The organism is Blastococcus capsensis, from assembly GCF_030165005.1.
Taxonomy (GTDB): domain Bacteria; phylum Actinomycetota; class Actinomycetes; order Mycobacteriales; family Geodermatophilaceae; genus Blastococcus; species Blastococcus capsensis.
Window position 1 is genome coordinate 25874 of record NZ_JASNNW010000026.1, and the last position, 18457, is coordinate 44330.

The window sequence follows — 18457 nt, forward strand, 5'->3', positions numbered from 1 at the left end:
AGCATGGAGCGCACGCTCGCGCTGGCCGCCGCCGTGACGGCCGCCACCACGACCGCCGCCGGGTGGCCCGGTTCCGGCCGGAGGAGCTACCGGTCAACCCCGTCGACCTGACCGGGCTGGACGCCGAAGCCGCGGCCGGCCGCCTGGCCGAGCTGATCCGCATCCCGACCATCTCCTCCCGCGACCCCGCCGAGGTGGACCGGTCCGTCTTCGAGCGGCACCGCGCCCGCCTGGCCGAGCTGTACCCGCACACGCACGCGGCGCTGGAGCGCGAGCAGCTCGGCGGCGGCGCGCTGCTCTACCGCTGGCGCGGGGTCACCGACGAGCCGCCGCTGGTGCTCATGGCGCACTACGACGTCGTCCCGGTGGCCGGGCAGGAGTGGAGCCGTGACCCGTTCTCCGGCTCGATCGAGGACGGCTACGTGCACGGCCGCGGCGCCATCGACGACAAGGGCTCGACGGTGGCGATCCTCGAGGCCGTCGAAGACCTGGTCGCCGGCGGCTTCGCGCCCCGGCGGGACGTCCACCTCTCGTTCGGTAACGACGAAAAGGTGGCCGGCGTGGGGGCACGGCTGGCCGTGGAGGTGTTCAGGACCCGCGGCGTCGCGCCCTGGGCCGTCGTCGACGAGGGCGGGGCCGTGGTCAGCGGGATGTTCCCCGGCGTCGCCGGTCAGGTCGCCGTCGTCGGGCTGGCGGAGAAGGGCCTGCTGGACGTCGAGCTGATCACCACCGACGCCGGCGGGCACGCCTCCGCCCCGGTCCGTGGCGGCGCCCCGGCGCGGCTGGCGCGGGCGATCCTCGCGCTGGAGGACCACCCGTTCCCCGCCCGGCTGCACGACGTCGTCCTGGGCATGGTCGACGCCGTCGGCCGGCGCGCCCGCTCCCGTACCGCGCGCTGTTCGCCCACGCCGCGGGGCTGCGGCCGGTGTTCGCCCCGGTCTTCGCCCGGGCCGGCCGGGAAGCCGGCGCGATGGTGCGGACGACGGTCGCCGTCACCCGCCTCGAGGGCAGCCGGGCGGCCAACGTGCTCGCCACCCGGGCGGTGGTGCACCTGAACATCCGCATCGCGCTGGGCGAGACGGTGCAGTCGACGGTGGACCGGCTGCGGCGCGTGATCGACGACCCGTCGGTGGAGCTGCGGGGCGTGTCCGGCAACGACCCGTCCCCGGTGTCGCGAGCCGACAACGAGGCGTTCGCGCTGATCAGCGCCGCGGCGCGGGCGACGTACCCGGACGCCACCGGCGCCCCGCACGTGATGGTGCAGGCCAGCGACTCCCGGCACTTCAGCCAGATCTGCGACAGCGTCTACCGGTTCACGCCCTTCGACCTGGGCAAGGCGGAGCTGACCGCACTGCACGCCGCGGGCGAGCGGATCTCGGTGGCCGCGCTGCACCGCGGCGCGGGCTTCTTCCGCCACCTCGTCCGCAGCCTCTGAGCAGTCGGGACTTCCTGTGCACGAAGTCCCGATGCTGCGCCTCGGCAGATCAGCGCCGGCTGCGCCGGAGGGCTCCGACCCAGACGACGGCGGCCACCGACGCCACGGCCAGGACGAGCACCCCGTACCAGGCCGGGAGCCCGGTGAAGAACAGCAGCACGCCGGCCACCCCGCAGACGACCGCGACCAGGGCGGCGACGAAGGCGGTCACGCTCCGGCCGGACCCCGGCGGCGGGGCGAACGCTCCGGCGGCCGTGGCGTCGGCCCCCGGCGGGGCGTTGCCGACCGGGGGTCGGCGAGGGTCCTCCATGACCGACCGGCCTACCCGGGCCACGGCGGCCCATGCCCGGCCCGGCGTCCCCGCGCCCTGCGGAAGGGCACGGGGAGCCGGGGGTCAGCGCAGCGTGATCTGCCGGGAGAGCAGCCCGGCGCGGGCGCGCCGCTCGTCGGCGTTCAGGGGCGCCGTCTCGGCCAGGGCCTTCTCCAGCCGCCCCTGGAACTCGGTGGCCGGCCCGACCCAGTCCCCGGCCGGGGTGTCGGCGGGCAGGTCCCACACCGGGACCACGAGCCCGTGGGCGCGGAAGGCGCCGGCGTAGCGGGTGCCCTCGCCGAGGAGGATCTGCTCGGCGGCCGAGAGGCGGGCCAGCGCGTCGAGCAGCTGCTCCTCCTTCTCCGGCCGCACCCAGCGCAGGTGCGCCCGCTCGTTGCCCGGCCGCACCCAGTAGGCCGCCTCGAGGCCCTCCAGCCGGACTGTCGGCAGGATCGACTCGTTGGCCTGCTGCAGGCCGGCACGGGCGGCCGCTCCGGCTTCGGCGCCCTCCAGCCAGAAGTCGAACGTGTCGTGCACGGTCACCTCGAGCGGGACGGTGAGGTCGAGGACCTCCTGCAGCCGCGGCCCGGCCGAGCCGGCGCCACCGATCGGGCCGGGCTCCACCGGCGCGCCGGCCGGCGCCTCCAGGGCGGCGGCGACCGAGGTGCCGAGATCACGGCTGACGTCGTCGGACGACGTCGCCAGCTGGGCGCCGACCATGATCTCGCCGTTGGCGCGGACCAGCGCGGGCGCGCCGCCGGGGAGCACGCTGGCCAGGGTGAGGTCGCGGCCGTCGGCCGACTTCAGCTTCGCCGTCGCCGCGGGGACCAGCTCGCGCAGCGCCACCCAGTCGGTCTCGCCGGGCAGGCCTTCGAACGGCCGGGGAACGACCGGGGCGTACCCGGAGCCGTGGCAGTGCTTGTAGCGGCGACCCGAGCCGCAGAAGCACGGGGCCTTGGGGTTGGTGCCCTCCGGCGCGGCGGCGGGGGCGGAGGAGCGCTTGCGGGAAGCCATGCGCTGAAGCGTAGGTGGGACGCCGGAGTCGCGGAGCAGCCCACCCGGGCGCCGGCCCACCGCGCGGTCCGTCGTCCTCTTCCGCCTCGCCGATCAGTGCAGCGGCGCCGAGTGCGACGAACCGGTGGTCATCGGCGGTCGATCGCCACCAGTTCGTCACACTCGTCCCCGGAGGGACGGGCGTTGCCGCCGTTCCTAGGCTCGTTCCGTGCCCACGCTGCCGCTCGACCTGACCGATCCGGCCGTCGTCGCCGATCCGTACCCGGCGTTCACCCGCGCCCGGAGCCAGGCGCCGGTGCAGTGGCACGAGGGTCTGGGCCTGTGGCTGGCGTTCACCCACGCCGAGGCCAACGCCGTGCTGCGCGACCGGCGGCTGGGCCGGATCTGGTCGGACAGGGCACCGGCCGAGCGGTTCGGGAGCTTCAACCTGATCCACCGGAACGCGATCCTGGAGATGGAGCCGCCGGACCACACCCGCCTGCGCCGGCTGATCAGCACCGCCTTCGCCCGCGGGCACGTCGAGCGGCTGCGGCCGTGGGTGGAGGAGCTGGCCCGCGAGCTGGTCGACGAGCTGGTCGAGCGGTCGGCCGGGACCGAGCCGGTCGACGTCCTGTCGGGCATGGCCGAGGAGCTGCCGGTGGCGGTCATCGCCGAGCTGCTCGGGGTGCCCGAGGGCGACCGGCCGCTGCTGCGGCCGTGGTCGAACGCGATCGTGAAGATGTACGAGTACGGCCGGACGACGGCGGTCGAGGACGACGCCGAGCGCGCGGCGGCGGAGTTCGTGGCCTACCTGCGGGAGCTGGCCGCCGACCGCCGCAGGCACCTCGGTGACGACCTGGTCTCCCACCTGGTGAGCGTCCGGGACGCCGAGGGCGACCGGCTCACCGAGGACGAGCTGGTGACCACCTGCATCCTGCTGCTCAACGCCGGCCACGAGGCCACGGTGAACGTGAGCGGCAACGGCCTGCTCGCGCTGCTGGAGCACCCCGACCAGCTGCGGCGGCTGCGCGACGACCCGGGCCTGCTGCCGACGGCGATCGAGGAGCTGATGCGCTTCGACTCCCCGCTGCAGCTGTTCGAGCGCACCGCGACCGAGGACGTCGGGATCGGCGGGATCACGGTGGCGCGCGGCCAGAAGATCGCCGCCCTGCTCGGCTCGGCCAACCACGACCCCGCGGTGTTCGCCGACCCGGGGACCCTCGACGTCGGCCGCGCCGAGAACCCGCACATCTCCTTCGGGGCCGGCGTGCACTTCTGCATCGGCGCCCCGCTGGCCCGCGTGGAGCTGCAGGCGTCGTTCGGGGCGCTGCTGGAGCGGACCTCGCACCTGGAGCTGGGCCGCCCCGCGCAGCGCCGTCCGGAGTTCGTCATCCGGGGACTGCGCGAGCTGCCCGTCGTCCTCACGCGCTGACCGACCTCACCCGGAGGGCGCCGACCTCGCGCTGCACCCTGAGGACGGCGACCCCAGGGTGAGGTCGGCGGCCGGGCGTACCACCAGTGGAACGTGAGCGCGGTCACTGGCAGGATCCGGCCATGCGCGGCCTCATGCAGGACACCCCACTGACCGTCGACGCGATCTTCCGCCACGTCGAGCAGCACTACGGCGACGGGACCATCGTCACCAACAACCCCGGGGGCGTGACCCGGGCGAGCTACGCGGAGTGGGCGCAGCGCACCCGAAGGCTGGGCGGCGTGCTCGACACCCTCGGCATCAGCGCCGACGGCCGGGTCGGCACCTTCGGCTGGAACAGCCAGCGCCACCTGGAGCTGTACTTCGCCGCGCCGTGCACCGGCCGCGTGCTGCACACGCTCAACGTGCGGCTCTTCCCCGAGCAGCTGACCTACATCGCCAACCACGCCGAGGACGAGGTCGTCTTCGTCGACCGCACGGTGCTGCCCCTGCTCTGGTCGCTGATCGACACCATGAAGACGGTCAAGCAGGTCGTGGTCATGGACGACGGCGGCGACAACGAGATCCCCGACGACGCCCGGATCCTCGACTACGAGACGCTGCTGGCCGACGCCGAGCCGGTCGAGTTCCGCGTCGAGGACGAGAACCGGGCCGCCTCCATGTGCTACACGAGCGGCACCACCGGAAACCCGAAGGGCGTCGTCTACTCGCACCGCTCGACGGTGCTGCACGCCATGGCCGCCATCGCGCCCAACGCGTTCGGGTTCAGCGTCCGTGACGTGGCGATGCCGGTCGTGCCGATGTTCCACGCCAACGCCTGGGGCATCGCGCAGGCGGCGCCGGCCGCCGGCGCCTCGCTGGTCATGCCGGGCGCGATGATGCAGCCCGAGGCGCTGGCGAAGCTGATCGTCGACGAGGGCGTCACGTTCACCGCGGGCGTGCCGACCATCTGGCAGGGCGTGCTCCCCCACCTGGCCGGCCAGCCGCACAAGCTGCGGGACATCGGCTGCGGCGGCTCCGCCGTTCCGAAGGCGCTGAGCGAGGCCTACCGCGAGCAGGTCGGCATCCCGATCCTGCAGGCCTGGGGCATGACCGAGACGTCCCCCGTCGCGTCCTCCGGGATCCTGCCGCGGCGCTTCGAGGACGCCGACGACGCGACCAAGGCCGACCGCCGGGCCCGCGCGGGCGTCCCGCTGTTCGGGGTCGAGGCCCGCATCGTCGACTCCGACACCCTGGAGCCGCAGCCGTGGGACGACCAGGCCACCGGTGAGCTGCAGGTGCGCGGCCCGTGGTGCGCGCAGGACTACTACAACCCGGACGCCGGCGTGGAGCTCACCACCCCGGACGGCTGGATGAAGACCGGCGACGTCGCCGCGATGGACGAATTCGGCTCGATCCGGATCGCCGACCGCACCAAGGACCTCATCAAGTCCGGCGGCGAGTGGATCAGCTCGGTCGACCTAGAGAACGCGATCATGAGCCACCCGGCGGTGAAGGAGGCCGCCGTCGTCGGCATCCCGCACCCCAAGTGGGACGAGCGGCCGCTGGCCTGCGTCGTGCTGAACGAGGGCGAGAGCGCAACCGAGGCCGACATCCTCCGCCACCTCGAGCCCCTGGTGGCCAAGTGGTGGATGCCCGACGCCGTCGAGTTCATCGACGAGGTGCCCAAGACCAGCGTCGGGAAGTTCTCGAAGAAGGACCTGCGCAGCCGGTTCGCCGAGTACGACCTGAAGAGCTGACCCCCACCGCGGGGTGATCATCGGCGGGTGGCTGCCCGCACCGGCGTGTCGGCCACCCACCGGCCCAAGATAAACGGCGCCGGGGGGAAACACGGTACGGTGCCGACCCGTCGTCCGATCGAGAGGGCGGGACGCCTGGAGGGCCGAGTGGAGCGGGACGAGGAGTTCGCGCGGTTCGTGGACGAGCGCTGGCCGGTGCTCGTCCGCTCCGCCGTGCTGCTCGGCTGCACCCCGCCGGAGGCGGAGGACCTGGTGCAGACGGCGCTGGTGCGCTGCTACGTGGCCTGGGGTCGGGTCCGGGGCGCGACGAACCGGGACGGTTACGTCTACCGGGTGCTGGTGAACTGCCACCACGACAGCCACCGCCGCCGCTGGTGGCGCGAGCGGCCCACGGGGGAACTGCCCGAGGTCCCTGCCGACGACCTCACCGGGCAGGTCGACGACGCCGACGCCGTCCGGCGGGCGCTGCGCCGGCTGAGCCCGGCGCACCGGGAGGTCGTCGTGCTCCGCTACTACGCCCACCTGGGCGAGCAGCAGATCGCCGACGCGCTGCAGATCGCGCCCGGCACGGTGAAGAGCCGGCTCTCCCGCGCGCTGACCCAGCTGTCCACCGACCTCGACGTCTCCGAACTGCGCGGCGGGAGGGCATCGTGACCGATCGGGAGACCTCCGTCCTGCTCGACGAACTGGCCGGGCGGGTGCCGGTGGGCCCGCCGCCGACGGCGCAGCTGCTCCGTGCCGGGCGCCGAGCCCGTCGCCGCCGGGCGGCCGGTGCGACGCTCGCGGTGGCGGCCGGGGTGGCCGTGGTGGTCGGCGGGATCGTCACCGTCGTCGACCCGGCACCGGACGGCGCCGCGCCGGCTCCGATGGTGGTCGCCGAGGAGCCCGGCGCCGGCCCGCCGGCGACTCCGGAGGCCGGTCAGGAAGCCGAGTCCGCGGCGGGCAGCGCGATGTCGCAGCTGCCGCAGGACCCGACCGCCGGCCGCACGGGCCCGCTCGCCGACGGGGGGGCGGCGTCCTGCGTCGCCGAGTACAGCCCCGCCGCCGTGGAGGAGCGCGATTTCGCCTTCGCCGGCGTGGTGATCGAGATCGGCCCCACCGTGACGGACCGGTCCGGCGAGCCGGGGCCGGATCTGGTCGGCGTCACCTTCACCGTGCAGGAGTGGTTCTCCGGCGGGGAGGGGACGACGGTGACCGTGGACGTCCCGGCGCCCGCGGGGTCATCGGCCGGGTCTGGACGCGGCCCCGTCTACGGCGTCGGGTCGCGTCTGCTGGTGAGCGGCGAGGACCGGTGGGGTGAGGGAGCCTTGGCCGACCCCATCGCCTGGATGTGCGGGTTCACCCGCTACTACGACAAGGCGACCGCGGCGTCCTGGCGCTGAGCAGGCACCACGAGCGGAACTTCCGGTACCGGAAGTCCCGCCGGCATCAACGGACGAACGGGTCTTCGCCGGTCTCGCTCACCATGGGGCGTCCGGCCGCCTGCCACTCCCCCATGCCGCCGCCGACGTTCACCGCGTCGAAACCGTTCTGGTTCAGCCAGGCGGCCACCCGCGCCGACCGGCCGCCGCCGCGGCAGGTCACGTACAGCGGGTCGCCCTCGGGGAGCTCGTCGAGCTTGGCCGGGACGTCGCCCATCGGGATGTGGGTGGCGCCCTCGATGTGGCCGTGCACCCACTCGTCGTCCTCCCGGACGTCGAGGATCACGGCGTCCGCGGGCAGCTCGGAGGCGGGGACGGTGGGAACCTGCTGGGGCATCACGTGCGCCATCGTGGCACACGGCCACAGCTCCGTCCGGCGCTGCGACGAGCGGCCCGTGACGACGGCGTGATCGTCGGACGGCCGTCGCGGCGACGTGTGGGACGGCCGGGAGGGGCCGAGCCGGTCGCTCCCGGCCGCTACGGCGTCAGGCCCACCAGCGCCCGAAGGACGCCCCGGCCTGGGTAGGGCCGGGAGCACGCCTTTCGGCCCTACCCAGGCACAGTCAGGCGCCGAGGAGCACGCCGCGCGCAGCCAGGGCCAGTCCTACGAACAGGACGAGGCCGGCGGTGAGCACGGGAGCGGCGAGCACGGCGCGGGAGAGCAGCCGGGCCTGGCGCAGGCCGGCGACCCGGCGCTCGAGACGACCGCGTAGCCGGACCAGCAGCAGGCCGACGGCGGTCAGGGTCGCTGCCATGCCGAGGCCGTAGGCGAGCACGAGGATGACGCCGAACACGGTGCGTCCGAGTCCGATCGAGGCGATGAGCACGATCAAGGCGGACGGGCTGGGGACGAGGCCGCCCGCGACGCCCATCCCGATCAATCCACCGCGGCCCGTGCCCGGTGCGTGGGTGTGTCCGCCGGGACCGTGGCTGTGCCCGCCCGCCCACCAACCACCGTGGTCGTGATCGTGATCGTGACCATGACCGTGGTCGTGGTCGTGGTCGTGATCGTGGTCGTGATCGTGGTCGTGATCGTGGCCATGGCCGTGGTCGTGGTCGTGGGTCTGGTGGTGCGGGCGGGCGTGGACCGCGTGTCCGTGTACTGCCACGCCGCCGCCGACATGTCCGCTCACCGCGGCGGCCAACGCCGGCTCCGGCAGGGCCTCAGCGGCCGGCACCCGTCGCGCCTTGGCCGTCCGCCACCGGGGCAGCGCCCCCCGCAGCATGACGACGCCGATGCCGGCCACGATCAGTCCGCTGACCACCCCGAGCCAGCGGATCACCTGGTCCCCGGCGAGCGAGCTGGAAACGGAGATCGCCAGCCCGAGGACCAGCACACCCACCGTGTGCGTCGCGGTCACCGTGGCTCCGACGGTGACCGCGTCACGGCTGCGCCCCCGGCGCCCCGCCAGGTACGCCGCCATCACCGTCTTGCCGTGCCCGGGAAGCAGCGCGTGTCCGCAGCCGAGCAGTACCGCCAGCAGCACCGCGAGCGTGCCGACCAGGGGGGTCAGCTTCCGGTCGCCGATGAGGTCTTCCAGCTGCCGGTCGAGCGCGGCCATGGCATTGCTGAACGGGTCACCCGAAGCGGGGGTGATCGCCGTCCCGGCGCCGGTGTTGGTCCCCGGCTCGGTGGCGACGGTGAACGACCGGACGTCGACCGGCGACGCCAGCAGGTCATCGGGGTAGTTGCGCAGTTCGTCGCTGATGCTGGCGACCGGGACCGGGGAGTCGATCAGCCGGACGCCTTCGCCGTCCGCCGTCACCTCCCGCCAACCCACCCGGTCGGCCAGGTAGTCGTCCTCGAAGACGACCTCGGCCGCGGCATCGAGCTCGGCATCGGCACGCAGGTCGCAGGTCAGCCGGAGGGTGGGGAGGCCGGCCGCGCCCGGCACGGTCCCCATTCCGCTGCCGACGACCTGCCACTCCACCGACCCGCCGTCCACCACCAACCGCACCGCCTCGGACAGGTCCGCGCACTCGGCGGCGGCCGCGGCGACGAGCTGATCGCCGCTCGGGGAGCCGTCCGGGGCGATCGCCTGCAATGCCTGCGCGGCCGGGATCTCCGCCCGGTCCACCACCGCGGTCAGCTCGACGCGGTCGGGGAACAGCTGCACGTGGTCGTAGTGGTTGACCGTGAAGTTGCCCAGCGGATGCGCCTGCGCGACCCCGCCCGGTGCGGCGATGCAGAGCGACCCGGTGGCCAGGACGACGGCCAGTGACCGCCGTCCTCTCACGGACGGCCGCCCAACGACGCCAGCAGCTCCTCGGCCCGCGGGGCGTGCAGCGGCGAGAAGTAGGGATTGGTGTCCAGCGCCTGGGTCAAGGTCGCCCGCGCCTCATCGGACTGGCCGAGAGCGGCTTCGATCGCGCCCCGGTGGTAGAGGAACGACGCACTGGCTCCGCCGAGCGCGGTCGCCTGCTGCGCGTGCGGCAGCGCCTCGGCGTCCCGACCGGCGCTGTGCAGTGCCCACGCCAGCGCGTCGTGGGAGTCGATGTTCTGCCGCCGCCCGAACTCCGCCTGCGCCGCCGCCACCGCCGCCGCCGGATCGCCGTGGTCGGCGGCGAACAGCGCCGTGGTCAGGTCGTCGTTCACGCCGCTCGCGGCGAACAAACGTTGGACCGTCTCGACCAGCGCGAACTGCTGCTCCGCCTCGTCGGTTCGGCCTTGCGACTCCAGGTACTCCCCGTACTCGACGAGGTACTCCGGCAGCGGCTGGGTGTCCACCACCGACCGGAAGGCCTCGATCGCCGCGTCCACCTCTCCCCGGGCAGCCAGCACCCGGGCCCGGCCCAGCAGCAGAGCCGGATCCCCCGGCGCGGCCTCGAGGCCGGCGGTGAACTGCTCGGCTGCCTCCTCCAGGTCACCGGCCGAGAACGCCAGTCCACCCAGGTAGGTGCGGCAGAACGCCTCCCCCGCCCCACCCTGCGCAGTCGCCAGGGCCTGCTCCAGGGCCGACCGGGCGCCGGCGAGATCCCCGTGCAGCTCCGCGTCATAGGACGCCCGCGCGAAGGAGGCCAGGCCCGGCTGCAGCGCCAGCATCCGCTGCAGCGCCTCGGTCGCTCCCGCGTAGTCCCCCAGCTGGGTGCGTGCATCGGTGAGCACACCCCACGCGGTGGCGTTGTAGGCATTGATCACCAGCGCCTGACCCGCCAGATCCGCCGCCGCGGCGAAATCGTGCCGGGCGTTGGCCAACGCGCCCTGCCCGGTCAGCGCCGCGTCGTTACCCTCAGGCCGCCGGGCGAGCGACTCCCGCAGGGCGCCCTCGGCCTTGTCGTAGTACGACGGGTCCGCGGTCACCCGGGCCTGCTCCACGTAGGACGAGCCCAGCTGCGCCCACGTCGTGTAGTCGCCCGGGACGTCCTCCAGCCGGCGCTGCGCGGCGTCGATGGACGCCGTCAGGGGATCGCTCTGGGCAGTCGCCGCCTGCTGTTGCGCGGCGGCGTCGCCGTCGACGGAGGCGGTGTAGAAAGCCGCCAGCGCGACCACCAGGAACAGGCAACCGACCACCACCGCGCTCACCGCGGTCCGGGTGCGCACGATCAGACGCCCGGAAGGTCACCGGCGAGGGGCTGCCGGTCCTCGCCCGTGCTGACATCCGGTGCGTACGCGGCCTGCTCGGGAGTGCTGCCGGCCACGGTGGCCTCCTTCGGTGTGCTGTTCGCCGTCCGCCCCTGGTGCGGGAGCGGGCACGGCAGGGAGGGTACGTACCTGCGCGCGTGGCCGTGGGGGGGGGGGGGGGGGGGGGCCCCCCCCCCCCCCCCCCCCCCCACCCCCCCCCCCCCCCCCCCCCCCCCCCCGGGGGGGGGGGGGGGCGGGGGGCCCCCCCGGGGGGGGGGGGGGGGCCGGGGGGGGGGGGGCCCCCCCGGGGGGGGGGGGGGGGGGGGGGGGGGGGCCCCCCCCCCCACGACCGTTGCACTCAGCCCTCCGCGGTGACCACCCCCGTGCGACGCGGGGGACGGCTGCGGATCAGCGAAGCGGCACCGGCGCCGATCAGCAGCACCGCGGCCGAGCCGGTCAGCGCAGGAAGGAGCGTCTGGCCGGCCACCGGCTGGACGCCGCTGCCGGCCGAGCCACCCGGCGCCGAGCCACCCGGCGCGGCGACGGCCGAACTCGGGGCCACGTTCCGGTCTGCCCCCGTACCGCCACCCCGGTTGACGGCCCGGGTGTTCGGCCCGGGGAGGTACGGGAAGGTGCCGCTGAACCCGTTGTCGTTCGAGTCGACCTTGTCACCCTTCCTCAGTGCCTCGAAGGCGGCCTCGCGGTCCTCCGGGACGTTGGTGACGTCGTAGATGCCCTCGAGGGCCAGGAGCTCGATGTCGACCACGTCGTCGGTGAGCCGGCGACCGTTCGGGAAGCCCTGGATGTCACCGCCGATGACGCCGAGCCGGCTGGCGCTGCTCAACGGTTTCCCGTCGAGGCCCGTCGGCCCGGTGATCGACATGTTGAGCCGCAACATCTCCGAGGGCTGGAATGCGCTCGGATCCGCGGCCGCGTTCAACGCCTGCGAGTTGAGGTTGACGTTGATCGGGTTCTCCGTGGCGGGATCCCCGTCGACATCGACGACGTCGCTCTTCACGATGCCGGTGAGGAACACCTCGAACAGGTCGTACCGCGGGGTCGGCGGCGCCGGGATGCCGTAGATGGCTTCGATCAACCGTGGCACCTCGGGCTCGAGCACCCGGGCGACGACGGCGCCGCCAGCGGCCTCGACGTCCGCGGCGGGGTCGATCGAGTTGAAGGCGTCCTTGAGCCCGACGGGCACCACGACCTCGTTGACCAGCGGCTGTCCGAGACGGGACACCTGGGTGTAGTCCGCCGACGCAGCAGTACCGTCCGCGTTGCGCAGGGTGGGCCGCGTCGTCGTGCTCCACACACCGATGACCGGGTTCTTGTCGGGATCGCCGTTGATGGCGACCGCGGACTTGGGCAGCTCCAGCGCGATGCTGTTCACGTTGAAGCCGGCCAGGGTGTCGTGGCCCCGCTCGTCGAGGTCAGCGCCGTACAGCAGGTCGAAGACCCGGATGTCCAGGAAGAACGGGTCATCCGCCTGAGTGGCCAGCGTCTTGCCACCACCGTGGACGGGAGTGACCGCCGGCTGGCGCAGATTGCCCACGTAGTCCTCCGAGGTGCCCATGCTGGCCTTCCCCACGTAGGACGGCGCGGCCTGGCCCTCGGCGACCGGGTGGCCGAAGGTGTGGCCGCCGTCGGTGCTCACGTCGAGGGTGAAGTACTGCCGGTACAGCAGGTTCTCGTCGTCGAGTGAGGTGACCGGGCCGTTGTTGTAGAGGAACGTGTCCCCGGTGCGGAGGTCCTCGGTGTTGAACCGCCACCGGTAGGTCAGGTCGGCGACGGCGTCGCCGTTGTTGTCGATGTGGACCATGTACTCCGCATCGTCGGCCCACGGGTGAAAGTTCGGTCCCTGGAGGGGCTCCTGGAACGGGATCCAGTTGGCGATGAAGACGACGTTGTCCTTGTTCTCCGGGCTGGAGAAGGCGTAGACGTCGGTGTTGTCCACGAGCGGATCGCCCAGGATCAGCGGCGCCTCACGGTGACTGGAGCCCATGGCCGCGGTGGGCATCAGCCCGATCACGGCCGAGCCGGCGAGGAGGCCCCCCGCGGCGAACAGAGCGGTGGCACGACGGCCCCGGCTCTGGAGGAGTCGTTCGGAACTGAGCATGCGCTTCCCTTCCCCGATCGCCCACTGCGGGCGATCACCGACATGACGTCGCAGCCAGCCGGTCGGGAAGCCAGCGAGCCGCCCGATGGGCGATCCACCAGGAGATACGTGCGCTCGAGCCCGTCGTCCTGCTGCGACGCGCGAAGGAGATCAGTGAATTGCCTGCCGGCGCTCGCGGAAAGTGCCGTGAATCACAGGCACTCGGCCCGGCGTCGCAATCTGTCACGTGACGGAGACGCAAAACATAAGATGGCTGTCCACTCGATCGCCCGCCATGGAGCGTCCCGCCGGCTCTCCACGCTCCTCGGATGACGATCGGCAGGGCGCCGGTCGGGCCGTCGTGACCTGTTCCCCGGCCGTCACGCCGTTACGCCCGCACATGACCGAAGGACGGGCCACCGGCCCCCGTCGGCCTTCAGGTGGAACCACAGGCCGGCACCCCCCACGAGCACCACGGCGAGGACGATCAGGAGGACGACGCCGCCGCTCACGTGGCGCACCGCCACTACGGCGAGAAAGGGCGGCCGCCAGGCCCGTGGTCGAAGATCCCGCCATCCGAGCACGCCGTCGGACCGGTGCCCGAGGCCTGTCACCCGACCAGGCGCAAGGGCAGGGGGCACCGACTCCGCCGGGTGCGGTCGACGGGACGGAGCTCCCCCGGCTGCCAGGATGGGCAACGATGACCACCGTCCCCTCACCCGTGCGCGAGCCCGCCTGGTCGCTGCCCCGGTCGGCGATCGGCCTGTGGGCCACCGAGGGCGTGATCGGGGCGGTCCTGCTGTGGCTGGGGATCGGGGGGTTCCTGCTGTTCGTACCGGCCTCGGCGGGCGGCCCGGTTCCCGTCCTGCGCTGGCTGCTGCCCGTCCTGGGGGTGGTCCAGGCCGTCGTCAGCATCGGCATCAGCCCGCGGATCAAGCACCGGGTCCACCGTTGGGAGATCACCGCGGAGGCGGCCTACACGCGCACCGGCTGGCTCACCCAGACCTGGACGCTGGTGCCCGTCTCCCGCATCCAGACCGTCGACGTCACCCGCGGCGTGCTGCAGCAACTGTTCGGCCTGGCCACGGTCGCGGTGCTGACCGCCTCCAGCCAGGGCACGGTGCGCATCTGGCACCTCGAGCACGACGTCGCGCAGCGGGTCGCCGACGACCTCGCCCGGCGGGCCGAGCTCGTCCGCGACCACGCCACGTGACCGCCCCGGGCCGGCGGACCTCCCCCCGCATCGTGCTGGTGCACACGGTCACCTTCCGGCAGGCCCGGCAGTTCGTGCCGGTGCTCATCCCGGTCGTCGCGGCCACCGGCCTCGACGGCGGAGGGACGATCGCCGCGCTGGTCGTGGGCATCACCGTCTTCTCCGCCGCCGTCGCCGCCGTCGCCTGGTGGCGGTTCGGCTACACCGACGGGCCGGCCTCCGTCGTGGTCACCCGCGGCCTGCTGTCCCGCTCGGTGCGCACCGTGCCGAACGACCGGATCCGCGGCGTCGAGGTGGAGGCACCGGCGCTGCACCGGCTCTTCGGTCTCGTCCGGGTGCGCATCGACGCCGCCGCGGGAGCCGCCGGGGAGGACGAGGAACTCGTGGTCGACGGCGTTCCGCGCGCCGAGGGCGACCGGCTGCGCGTCGCCGTCCTCACCCACCGCGGAGCGCCCGGGGTTCCCGCCGAGGACACCGGACCGGCCGAGGAGGAGCTCTCCCGCTGGGACAACCGGTGGCTGCTGTACGCGCCCCTGGTCGGCAGCTACCTGGCGCTGCCCCTGGCCGGGCTCGGCGCCCTGCTGCGCTTCGGCGACGAGCTTCCCGGTGACCTGCTGGACGGCGTGGAGCTGCTCGACGTCCCGGCGGGGTGGATGATCGGCGTCGCGCTCGTCGGCATGCTGCTGCTCGTCGGCGCCGGCTCGGTCGTCGGCGCGGCCGTCGTCAACTGGGGGTTCCGGCTGGCGCGCCGCGGCAGCTCGCTGATCGCCGTCCGCGGGCTGCTCACCCGGCGGCACACCGAGCTGGAGCTCGACCGCATCCGGGGGATCACGGTGTCGGAGGGGCTGGGCATGCGCTGGGTGCGCGCGGCTCGCGTCGGCGCGCTGGTGACCGGGCTGGGCGACGCCGAGCGCCGGGGGCAGCTGCTGCCGCTCGGCCCTCGTACGGAGGCGTGGTCGCTGACCCACCGGCTAATCGACGACCCCGGACCGCTGCACCCCCATCCCCCCGCGGCGCTGCGCCGGCGGGTGGTCCGCGCGCTCGCCGCCGGCCTGCTGGTCACGGCGGCAGGCGGCGTGCTCGCGGCCTCGCTGGGCCGCTGGGAGCTGCTCGCGGCGGGCGTCGCGCTGACCCTCCTCGGCGCCCCGCTGGCCCGCGGCTTGTACGCCTCCCTCGGTCACGCCGCCGGCCCGCGCTCCTTCAGCGTGCGGCGCGGGTGGCTGGTGCGCGAGCAGGCCGTCCTGGAGCGCCGGGCCGTCGTCGGCTGGGAGGTCCGGCAGTCGCTGTTCCAGCGCCGGGCCGGGCTGGCCACCGTCACCGCCTGCGTCGGCGCGGGCAGCGGCGGTTACGCCGCGGTGGACATGGCTACCGGCGACGTCGCCGGGTTCGCCCTCGCCGCCTCCGGCCCGTGGGCCGGGACGCTGGTCGCCCGCCGGGAGGGCTGACCCGGCGCGGGTGCGCCGGCAGAAACGAAAGTGAACCTTTCCTTACCGGTGCTTGTGGATCATCCGCGCGGGTAGCTGGCCGGTCGATGCAACCCCGCAGGAGTCACTCCGCGAGCCCGCCGGCCTGCCCGCCGAGGCCGCCGGCCTCCTTGCCCAGGCCCACCCGGCCGGCGAGTGCGGCTGCCTCCACCCGCGTCGCCACGTCCAGCCGGCGCAGCAGGTGCGCCACCAGCCGCTTCGTCGTCCGCTCCGAGACGTGCAGCGTCGTCGCGATGTCCACGGTGCTGGTGCCGTCGGCGACCAGCCGCCACAGCCGGCGCTCGTCGGCGGTCAGCTGGTCGGCGATGCTCTGCTGCCCGCTCGGCGCCGCGTCGGCGAGCAGCTGGCGCAACAGCGCCTCGGGCAGCACCGACCACCCGTCGAGGACGGCGAGCAGCGGACGCACCAGCGCGTCGGGGTCCGCGGTCTTCGGCAGGAACCCCGACGCTCCCGCCCGCAGCGCCTCGATCGCCGCGTCCGCCTCGGCCAGCCCCGACAGCGCGACCACCCGCACCAGCGGATCCGCCCGGCGGATCGCCGCGATCGCCCTCGTCCCGCCCGGCGGTGGCATGTGCAGGTCGACGATCGCCACGTCGGCGTGGTGGCGGCGGACCAGCGCCGCGGCCGCCGACGCGTCCTCGGTCGTGCCCACCACCCGGACCCGTCCCCCGCTGAGCCCCGGCAGCAGCAGGCTCAGCCCGCGCGTGAACAGCGGGTGGTCGTCGACGACCACCACGTCCACCGGCGGCCTGCGGCCAGCAGCGGCCGTGCCGTCGGCCTCGCTCACTTCACTCCCGAAGGTCGGCGCGTCGCCCGGCGTGGCCGCCCGGACTCCCCGAGGAGGTGCCCGTGACCCTGGCCGCCGACACCCAGCCACCGCCGCACGGCCGTGGATTGCTCAACGATCTCGCCCGCGTGCTGCGCGCGCATCTCCCGCGCCCCCGCCGGGCGGATCCAACAGATGAGGCGACCAGCACCGAGGACGCCGCCATCCGGGCCCTGTGCCACGACATGCGGACACCGCTGGCCTCCCTGGAGGCGGTGCTCGGGTCGCTCGACCGCGCTCCGGCGCAGCGAGCCGAGCTGCTCGAGCTGGCCCGCGCGCAGACCGCGCACCTGTCGTCCATGCTGCGGACCGCCGATGCCAGCGGCGGTGCCGTCCGCCGGTCGCGGACGACCCGCCGGCTCGGCGACGTCGTCCTGGCGGCCGTGGCATCGTCCGGCCTGCCCCGGTCGCAGCTGACCCTGGACATGCCGGAGGACGCCGGGAGCGTGGCCGTCGGCGACGCCCGCGTCCAGCGGATCCTGATCAACCTCCTCGAGAACGCCCACCGCCACGGCGGCGGCGCCCCCGTCCGGCTGCTGGTCAGCCGCCGGGCCGGCTGGGTGGAGCTGGCCCTCGGCCAGGGCGGCGTCCCGGTCGACCGGATCGTCCAGCACCTGGGCACCGCCCGCCCCCCGGTCGACCTGACCGGGCTGGGGCTGTGGTCGGTGCAGCAGCAGACGCGCGAGCTCGGCGGGCGGTTGCTGTGGGCCGACCGGGACGGCGAGTTCACGTTCACGGTGCAGCTCCCCGACCGCTGAGCTGCGCACATCGTCGTCCTCCGGACGACACCGCGACCACGAGCCGTCCCGATGTGCGCTGAGCGCGTCCGTCGCGCCTGCGCGGAACCCTCCGGGCCCCACTCGGCACGACCCGGCCCAGCTTGGCACCGGCGGGCCACCGGACGGCACGGGTGGGCCACCGGGGCGGGGCAGATCCCTTGTGCCACCGCGATCGCGGTGCAGGTGACGACGCAAGGAGAACGCCGTGTTCACGCACACCCAGGCCCTGCAGTACGAGGCCAAGCCCGACGGTCCGGACCCGGCGTTCGCCCGCCGGCTGCAGGAGGTCCTCGGCGGCCAGTGGGGCGAGATGACCGTGGCCACCCAGTACCTGCTGCAGGGCTGGAACTGCCGGTTGCCCGGCAAGTACAAGGACATGCTGCTGTCGATCGGCACCGAGGAGCTGGCGCACGTCGAGATCCTGGTGACGATGATCGACCGGCTGCTCGACCACATCCCGCTCAAGCCGGACGCCGCGGACCACAGCAAGGAGTCCGCCGCCGGGTACGGGCAGTCCAACCCGCAGCACGCGATCGTCAACGGTGGCGGCGCCTACCTCCGCGACAGCATGGGGTTCCCATGGAGCGGCGGGTACGTGACCGCGAGCGGCAACCTGATGGCCGACTTCCACTACAACGCCACCGCCGAGATGCAGGGCCGGCTGCAGGTCTCGCGGCTGTACAACATGACCGACGACCCGGGGGTCAAGGAGACCCTGAAGTTCCTCATCGCCCGTGACCACATGCACCAGATGCAGTGGCTGGCCGCGATCGAGGAGCTCAAGGCGGACGGCCTCGAGGGCATCCCGGTGCCCGAGGCCTTCCCGATGGAGGAGGAGCCCGCCGACTTCGGCTACGCCTTCATCGTCGCCTCCGACGGCCCCGACGCCGCCGCCGGCCGCTGGGCGCACGGCCCGGCCCTGGACGGCCGCGGCGAGATGACCGCCCGGCCGATCGAGGCCGCCGCGGACGCACCGCAGCTGCCCCCGGGCGACCCGCGACTGTGGGGCACCCCGCAGATGCCCGGCCAGTCGATGCTGCAGAAGGCCAAGGACCTGCTCACCTGAGGTCCGGCTCCACCCTTTGCGCCGTCGCCGGGCCGGCGGCCCCCCCCACCCCGGCGCGGGCGCCCGCCCCGCCCCCCCCGCCCGCGGGGCAGCCGGGCC

General features: G+C 74.1%; 17 protein-coding genes. 10 read left to right on the plus strand and 7 right to left on the minus strand.

What is annotated here, in order from left to right; translation table 11 throughout:
• Nucleotides 1-62: 62 nt before the first annotated feature.
• Nucleotides 63-1055, plus strand: a complete 993-nt coding sequence (locus QOZ86_RS18850) for a M20/M25/M40 family metallo-hydrolase (RefSeq protein WP_284493515.1) — start codon at nucleotides 63-65, stop codon at nucleotides 1053-1055.
• Complete coding sequence (locus QOZ86_RS18855; RefSeq protein ID WP_284493516.1) at nucleotides 971-1435, plus strand: peptidase dimerization domain-containing protein; 465 nt, start codon at nucleotides 971-973, stop codon at nucleotides 1433-1435. Before QOZ86_RS18850 ends, QOZ86_RS18855 begins: the two co-directional genes overlap by 85 nt.
• Nucleotides 1436-1484: 49 nt before the next feature.
• Here QOZ86_RS18855 and QOZ86_RS18860 read toward each other — a convergent pair whose 3' ends face one another.
• Nucleotides 1485-1745, minus strand: a complete 261-nt coding sequence (locus tag QOZ86_RS18860) for a hypothetical protein (RefSeq protein WP_284493517.1) — start codon at nucleotides 1743-1745, stop codon at nucleotides 1485-1487.
• A gap of 84 nt (nucleotides 1746-1829) precedes the next feature.
• On the minus strand, nucleotides 1830-2759 hold the full coding sequence (locus QOZ86_RS18865; protein WP_284493518.1) for a DUF5926 family protein: 930 nt from the start codon (nucleotides 2757-2759) through the stop codon (nucleotides 1830-1832).
• Between the two features lie 208 nt (nucleotides 2760-2967).
• On the opposite strand from QOZ86_RS18865, the gene QOZ86_RS18870 reads away from it, so the two are divergent.
• From QOZ86_RS18870 to QOZ86_RS18885, 4 genes are all read left to right on the plus strand, one after another.
• A complete protein-coding gene (locus QOZ86_RS18870) occupies nucleotides 2968-4170 on the plus strand; it encodes a cytochrome P450 (protein ID WP_284493519.1) in 1203 nt (400 codons plus the stop codon).
• A gap of 122 nt (nucleotides 4171-4292) precedes the next feature.
• On the plus strand, nucleotides 4293-5909 hold the full coding sequence (locus QOZ86_RS18875) for a long-chain fatty acid--CoA ligase (protein WP_284493520.1): 1617 nt from the start codon (nucleotides 4293-4295) through the stop codon (nucleotides 5907-5909).
• A gap of 147 nt (nucleotides 5910-6056) precedes the next feature.
• Nucleotides 6057-6563: a SigE family RNA polymerase sigma factor gene (locus QOZ86_RS18880; RefSeq protein WP_284493521.1), complete on the plus strand. Its 507-nt coding sequence runs from the start codon at nucleotides 6057-6059 to the stop codon at nucleotides 6561-6563.
• Entirely contained in the window at nucleotides 6560-7291 is a 732-nt protein-coding gene (locus tag QOZ86_RS18885) for a hypothetical protein (protein ID WP_284493522.1), read from the plus strand. The genes QOZ86_RS18880 and QOZ86_RS18885 overlap by 4 nt, the downstream gene beginning before the upstream one ends.
• Before the next feature lie 46 nt (nucleotides 7292-7337).
• Here QOZ86_RS18885 and QOZ86_RS18890 read toward each other — a convergent pair whose 3' ends face one another.
• The 4 genes from QOZ86_RS18890 to QOZ86_RS18905 form a co-directional block, all read right to left on the minus strand.
• Nucleotides 7338-7667: a rhodanese-like domain-containing protein gene (locus tag QOZ86_RS18890; RefSeq protein WP_284493531.1), complete on the minus strand. Its 330-nt coding sequence runs from the start codon at nucleotides 7665-7667 to the stop codon at nucleotides 7338-7340.
• 226 nt (nucleotides 7668-7893) lie between these two features.
• Nucleotides 7894-9567: a HoxN/HupN/NixA family nickel/cobalt transporter gene (locus tag QOZ86_RS18895; protein ID WP_284493523.1), complete on the minus strand. Its 1674-nt coding sequence runs from the start codon at nucleotides 9565-9567 to the stop codon at nucleotides 7894-7896.
• A complete protein-coding gene (locus QOZ86_RS18900; protein WP_284493524.1) occupies nucleotides 9564-10871 on the minus strand; it encodes a tetratricopeptide repeat protein in 1308 nt (435 codons plus the stop codon). Before QOZ86_RS18900 ends, QOZ86_RS18895 begins: the two co-directional genes overlap by 4 nt.
• Nucleotides 10872-11250: 379 nt before the next feature.
• Nucleotides 11251-13011 carry a DUF4331 domain-containing protein gene (locus tag QOZ86_RS18905; protein WP_284493525.1) on the minus strand — a complete coding sequence of 587 codons (1761 nt, stop codon included), beginning with the start codon at nucleotides 13009-13011 and terminating at the stop codon, nucleotides 11251-11253.
• A 679-nt stretch (nucleotides 13012-13690) separates the two neighbouring features.
• Between QOZ86_RS18905 and QOZ86_RS18910 the strand changes: the two genes are divergently transcribed.
• Together QOZ86_RS18910 and QOZ86_RS18915 are read left to right on the plus strand one after the other, a co-directional pair.
• On the plus strand, nucleotides 13691-14203 hold the full coding sequence (locus QOZ86_RS18910) for a PH domain-containing protein (RefSeq protein ID WP_284493526.1): 513 nt from the start codon (nucleotides 13691-13693) through the stop codon (nucleotides 14201-14203).
• A complete protein-coding gene (locus QOZ86_RS18915) occupies nucleotides 14200-15648 on the plus strand; it encodes a PH domain-containing protein (protein ID WP_284493527.1) in 1449 nt (482 codons plus the stop codon). The genes QOZ86_RS18910 and QOZ86_RS18915 overlap by 4 nt, the downstream gene beginning before the upstream one ends.
• A 103-nt stretch (nucleotides 15649-15751) precedes the next feature.
• On the opposite strand, the gene QOZ86_RS18920 is transcribed toward QOZ86_RS18915, so the two are convergent.
• Nucleotides 15752-16474 carry a response regulator gene (locus QOZ86_RS18920; protein WP_284493528.1) on the minus strand — a complete coding sequence of 241 codons (723 nt, stop codon included), beginning with the start codon at nucleotides 16472-16474 and terminating at the stop codon, nucleotides 15752-15754.
• 62 nt (nucleotides 16475-16536) lie between these two features.
• Between QOZ86_RS18920 and QOZ86_RS18925 the strand changes: the two genes are divergently transcribed.
• The gene (locus QOZ86_RS18925) at nucleotides 16537-17271 is read left to right on the plus strand and encodes a sensor histidine kinase (RefSeq protein ID WP_284493529.1); all 735 of its coding nucleotides are present in this window, start codon (nucleotides 16537-16539) and stop codon (nucleotides 17269-17271) included.
• A gap of 226 nt (nucleotides 17272-17497) precedes the next feature.
• Nucleotides 17498-18358 carry a manganese catalase gene (locus QOZ86_RS18930; RefSeq protein WP_284493530.1) on the plus strand — a complete coding sequence of 287 codons (861 nt, stop codon included), beginning with the start codon at nucleotides 17498-17500 and terminating at the stop codon, nucleotides 18356-18358.
• Nucleotides 18359-18457: the final 99 nt, after the last annotated feature.

Excerpts from the sequence above, each read along its gene's own strand:
- QOZ86_RS18855 (WP_284493516.1), top strand. The coding sequence starts at position 971 with ATGGTGCGGACGACGGTCGCCGTCACCCGCCTCGAGGGCAGCCGGGCG.
- QOZ86_RS18860 (WP_284493517.1), bottom strand. The coding sequence starts at position 1,745 with ATGGAGGACCCTCGCCGACCCCCGGTCGGCAACGCCCCGCCGGGGGCC.
- QOZ86_RS18865 (WP_284493518.1), bottom strand. The coding sequence starts at position 2,759 with ATGGCTTCCCGCAAGCGCTCCTCCGCCCCCGCCGCCGCGCCGGAGGGC.
- QOZ86_RS18875 (WP_284493520.1), top strand. The coding sequence starts at position 4,293 with ATGCGCGGCCTCATGCAGGACACCCCACTGACCGTCGACGCGATCTTC.
- QOZ86_RS18890 (WP_284493531.1), bottom strand. The coding sequence starts at position 7,667 with ATGCCCCAGCAGGTTCCCACCGTCCCCGCCTCCGAGCTGCCCGCGGAC.
- QOZ86_RS18905 (WP_284493525.1), bottom strand. The coding sequence starts at position 13,011 with ATGCTCAGTTCCGAACGACTCCTCCAGAGCCGGGGCCGTCGTGCCACC.
- QOZ86_RS18910 (WP_284493526.1), top strand. The coding sequence starts at position 13,691 with ATGACCACCGTCCCCTCACCCGTGCGCGAGCCCGCCTGGTCGCTGCCC.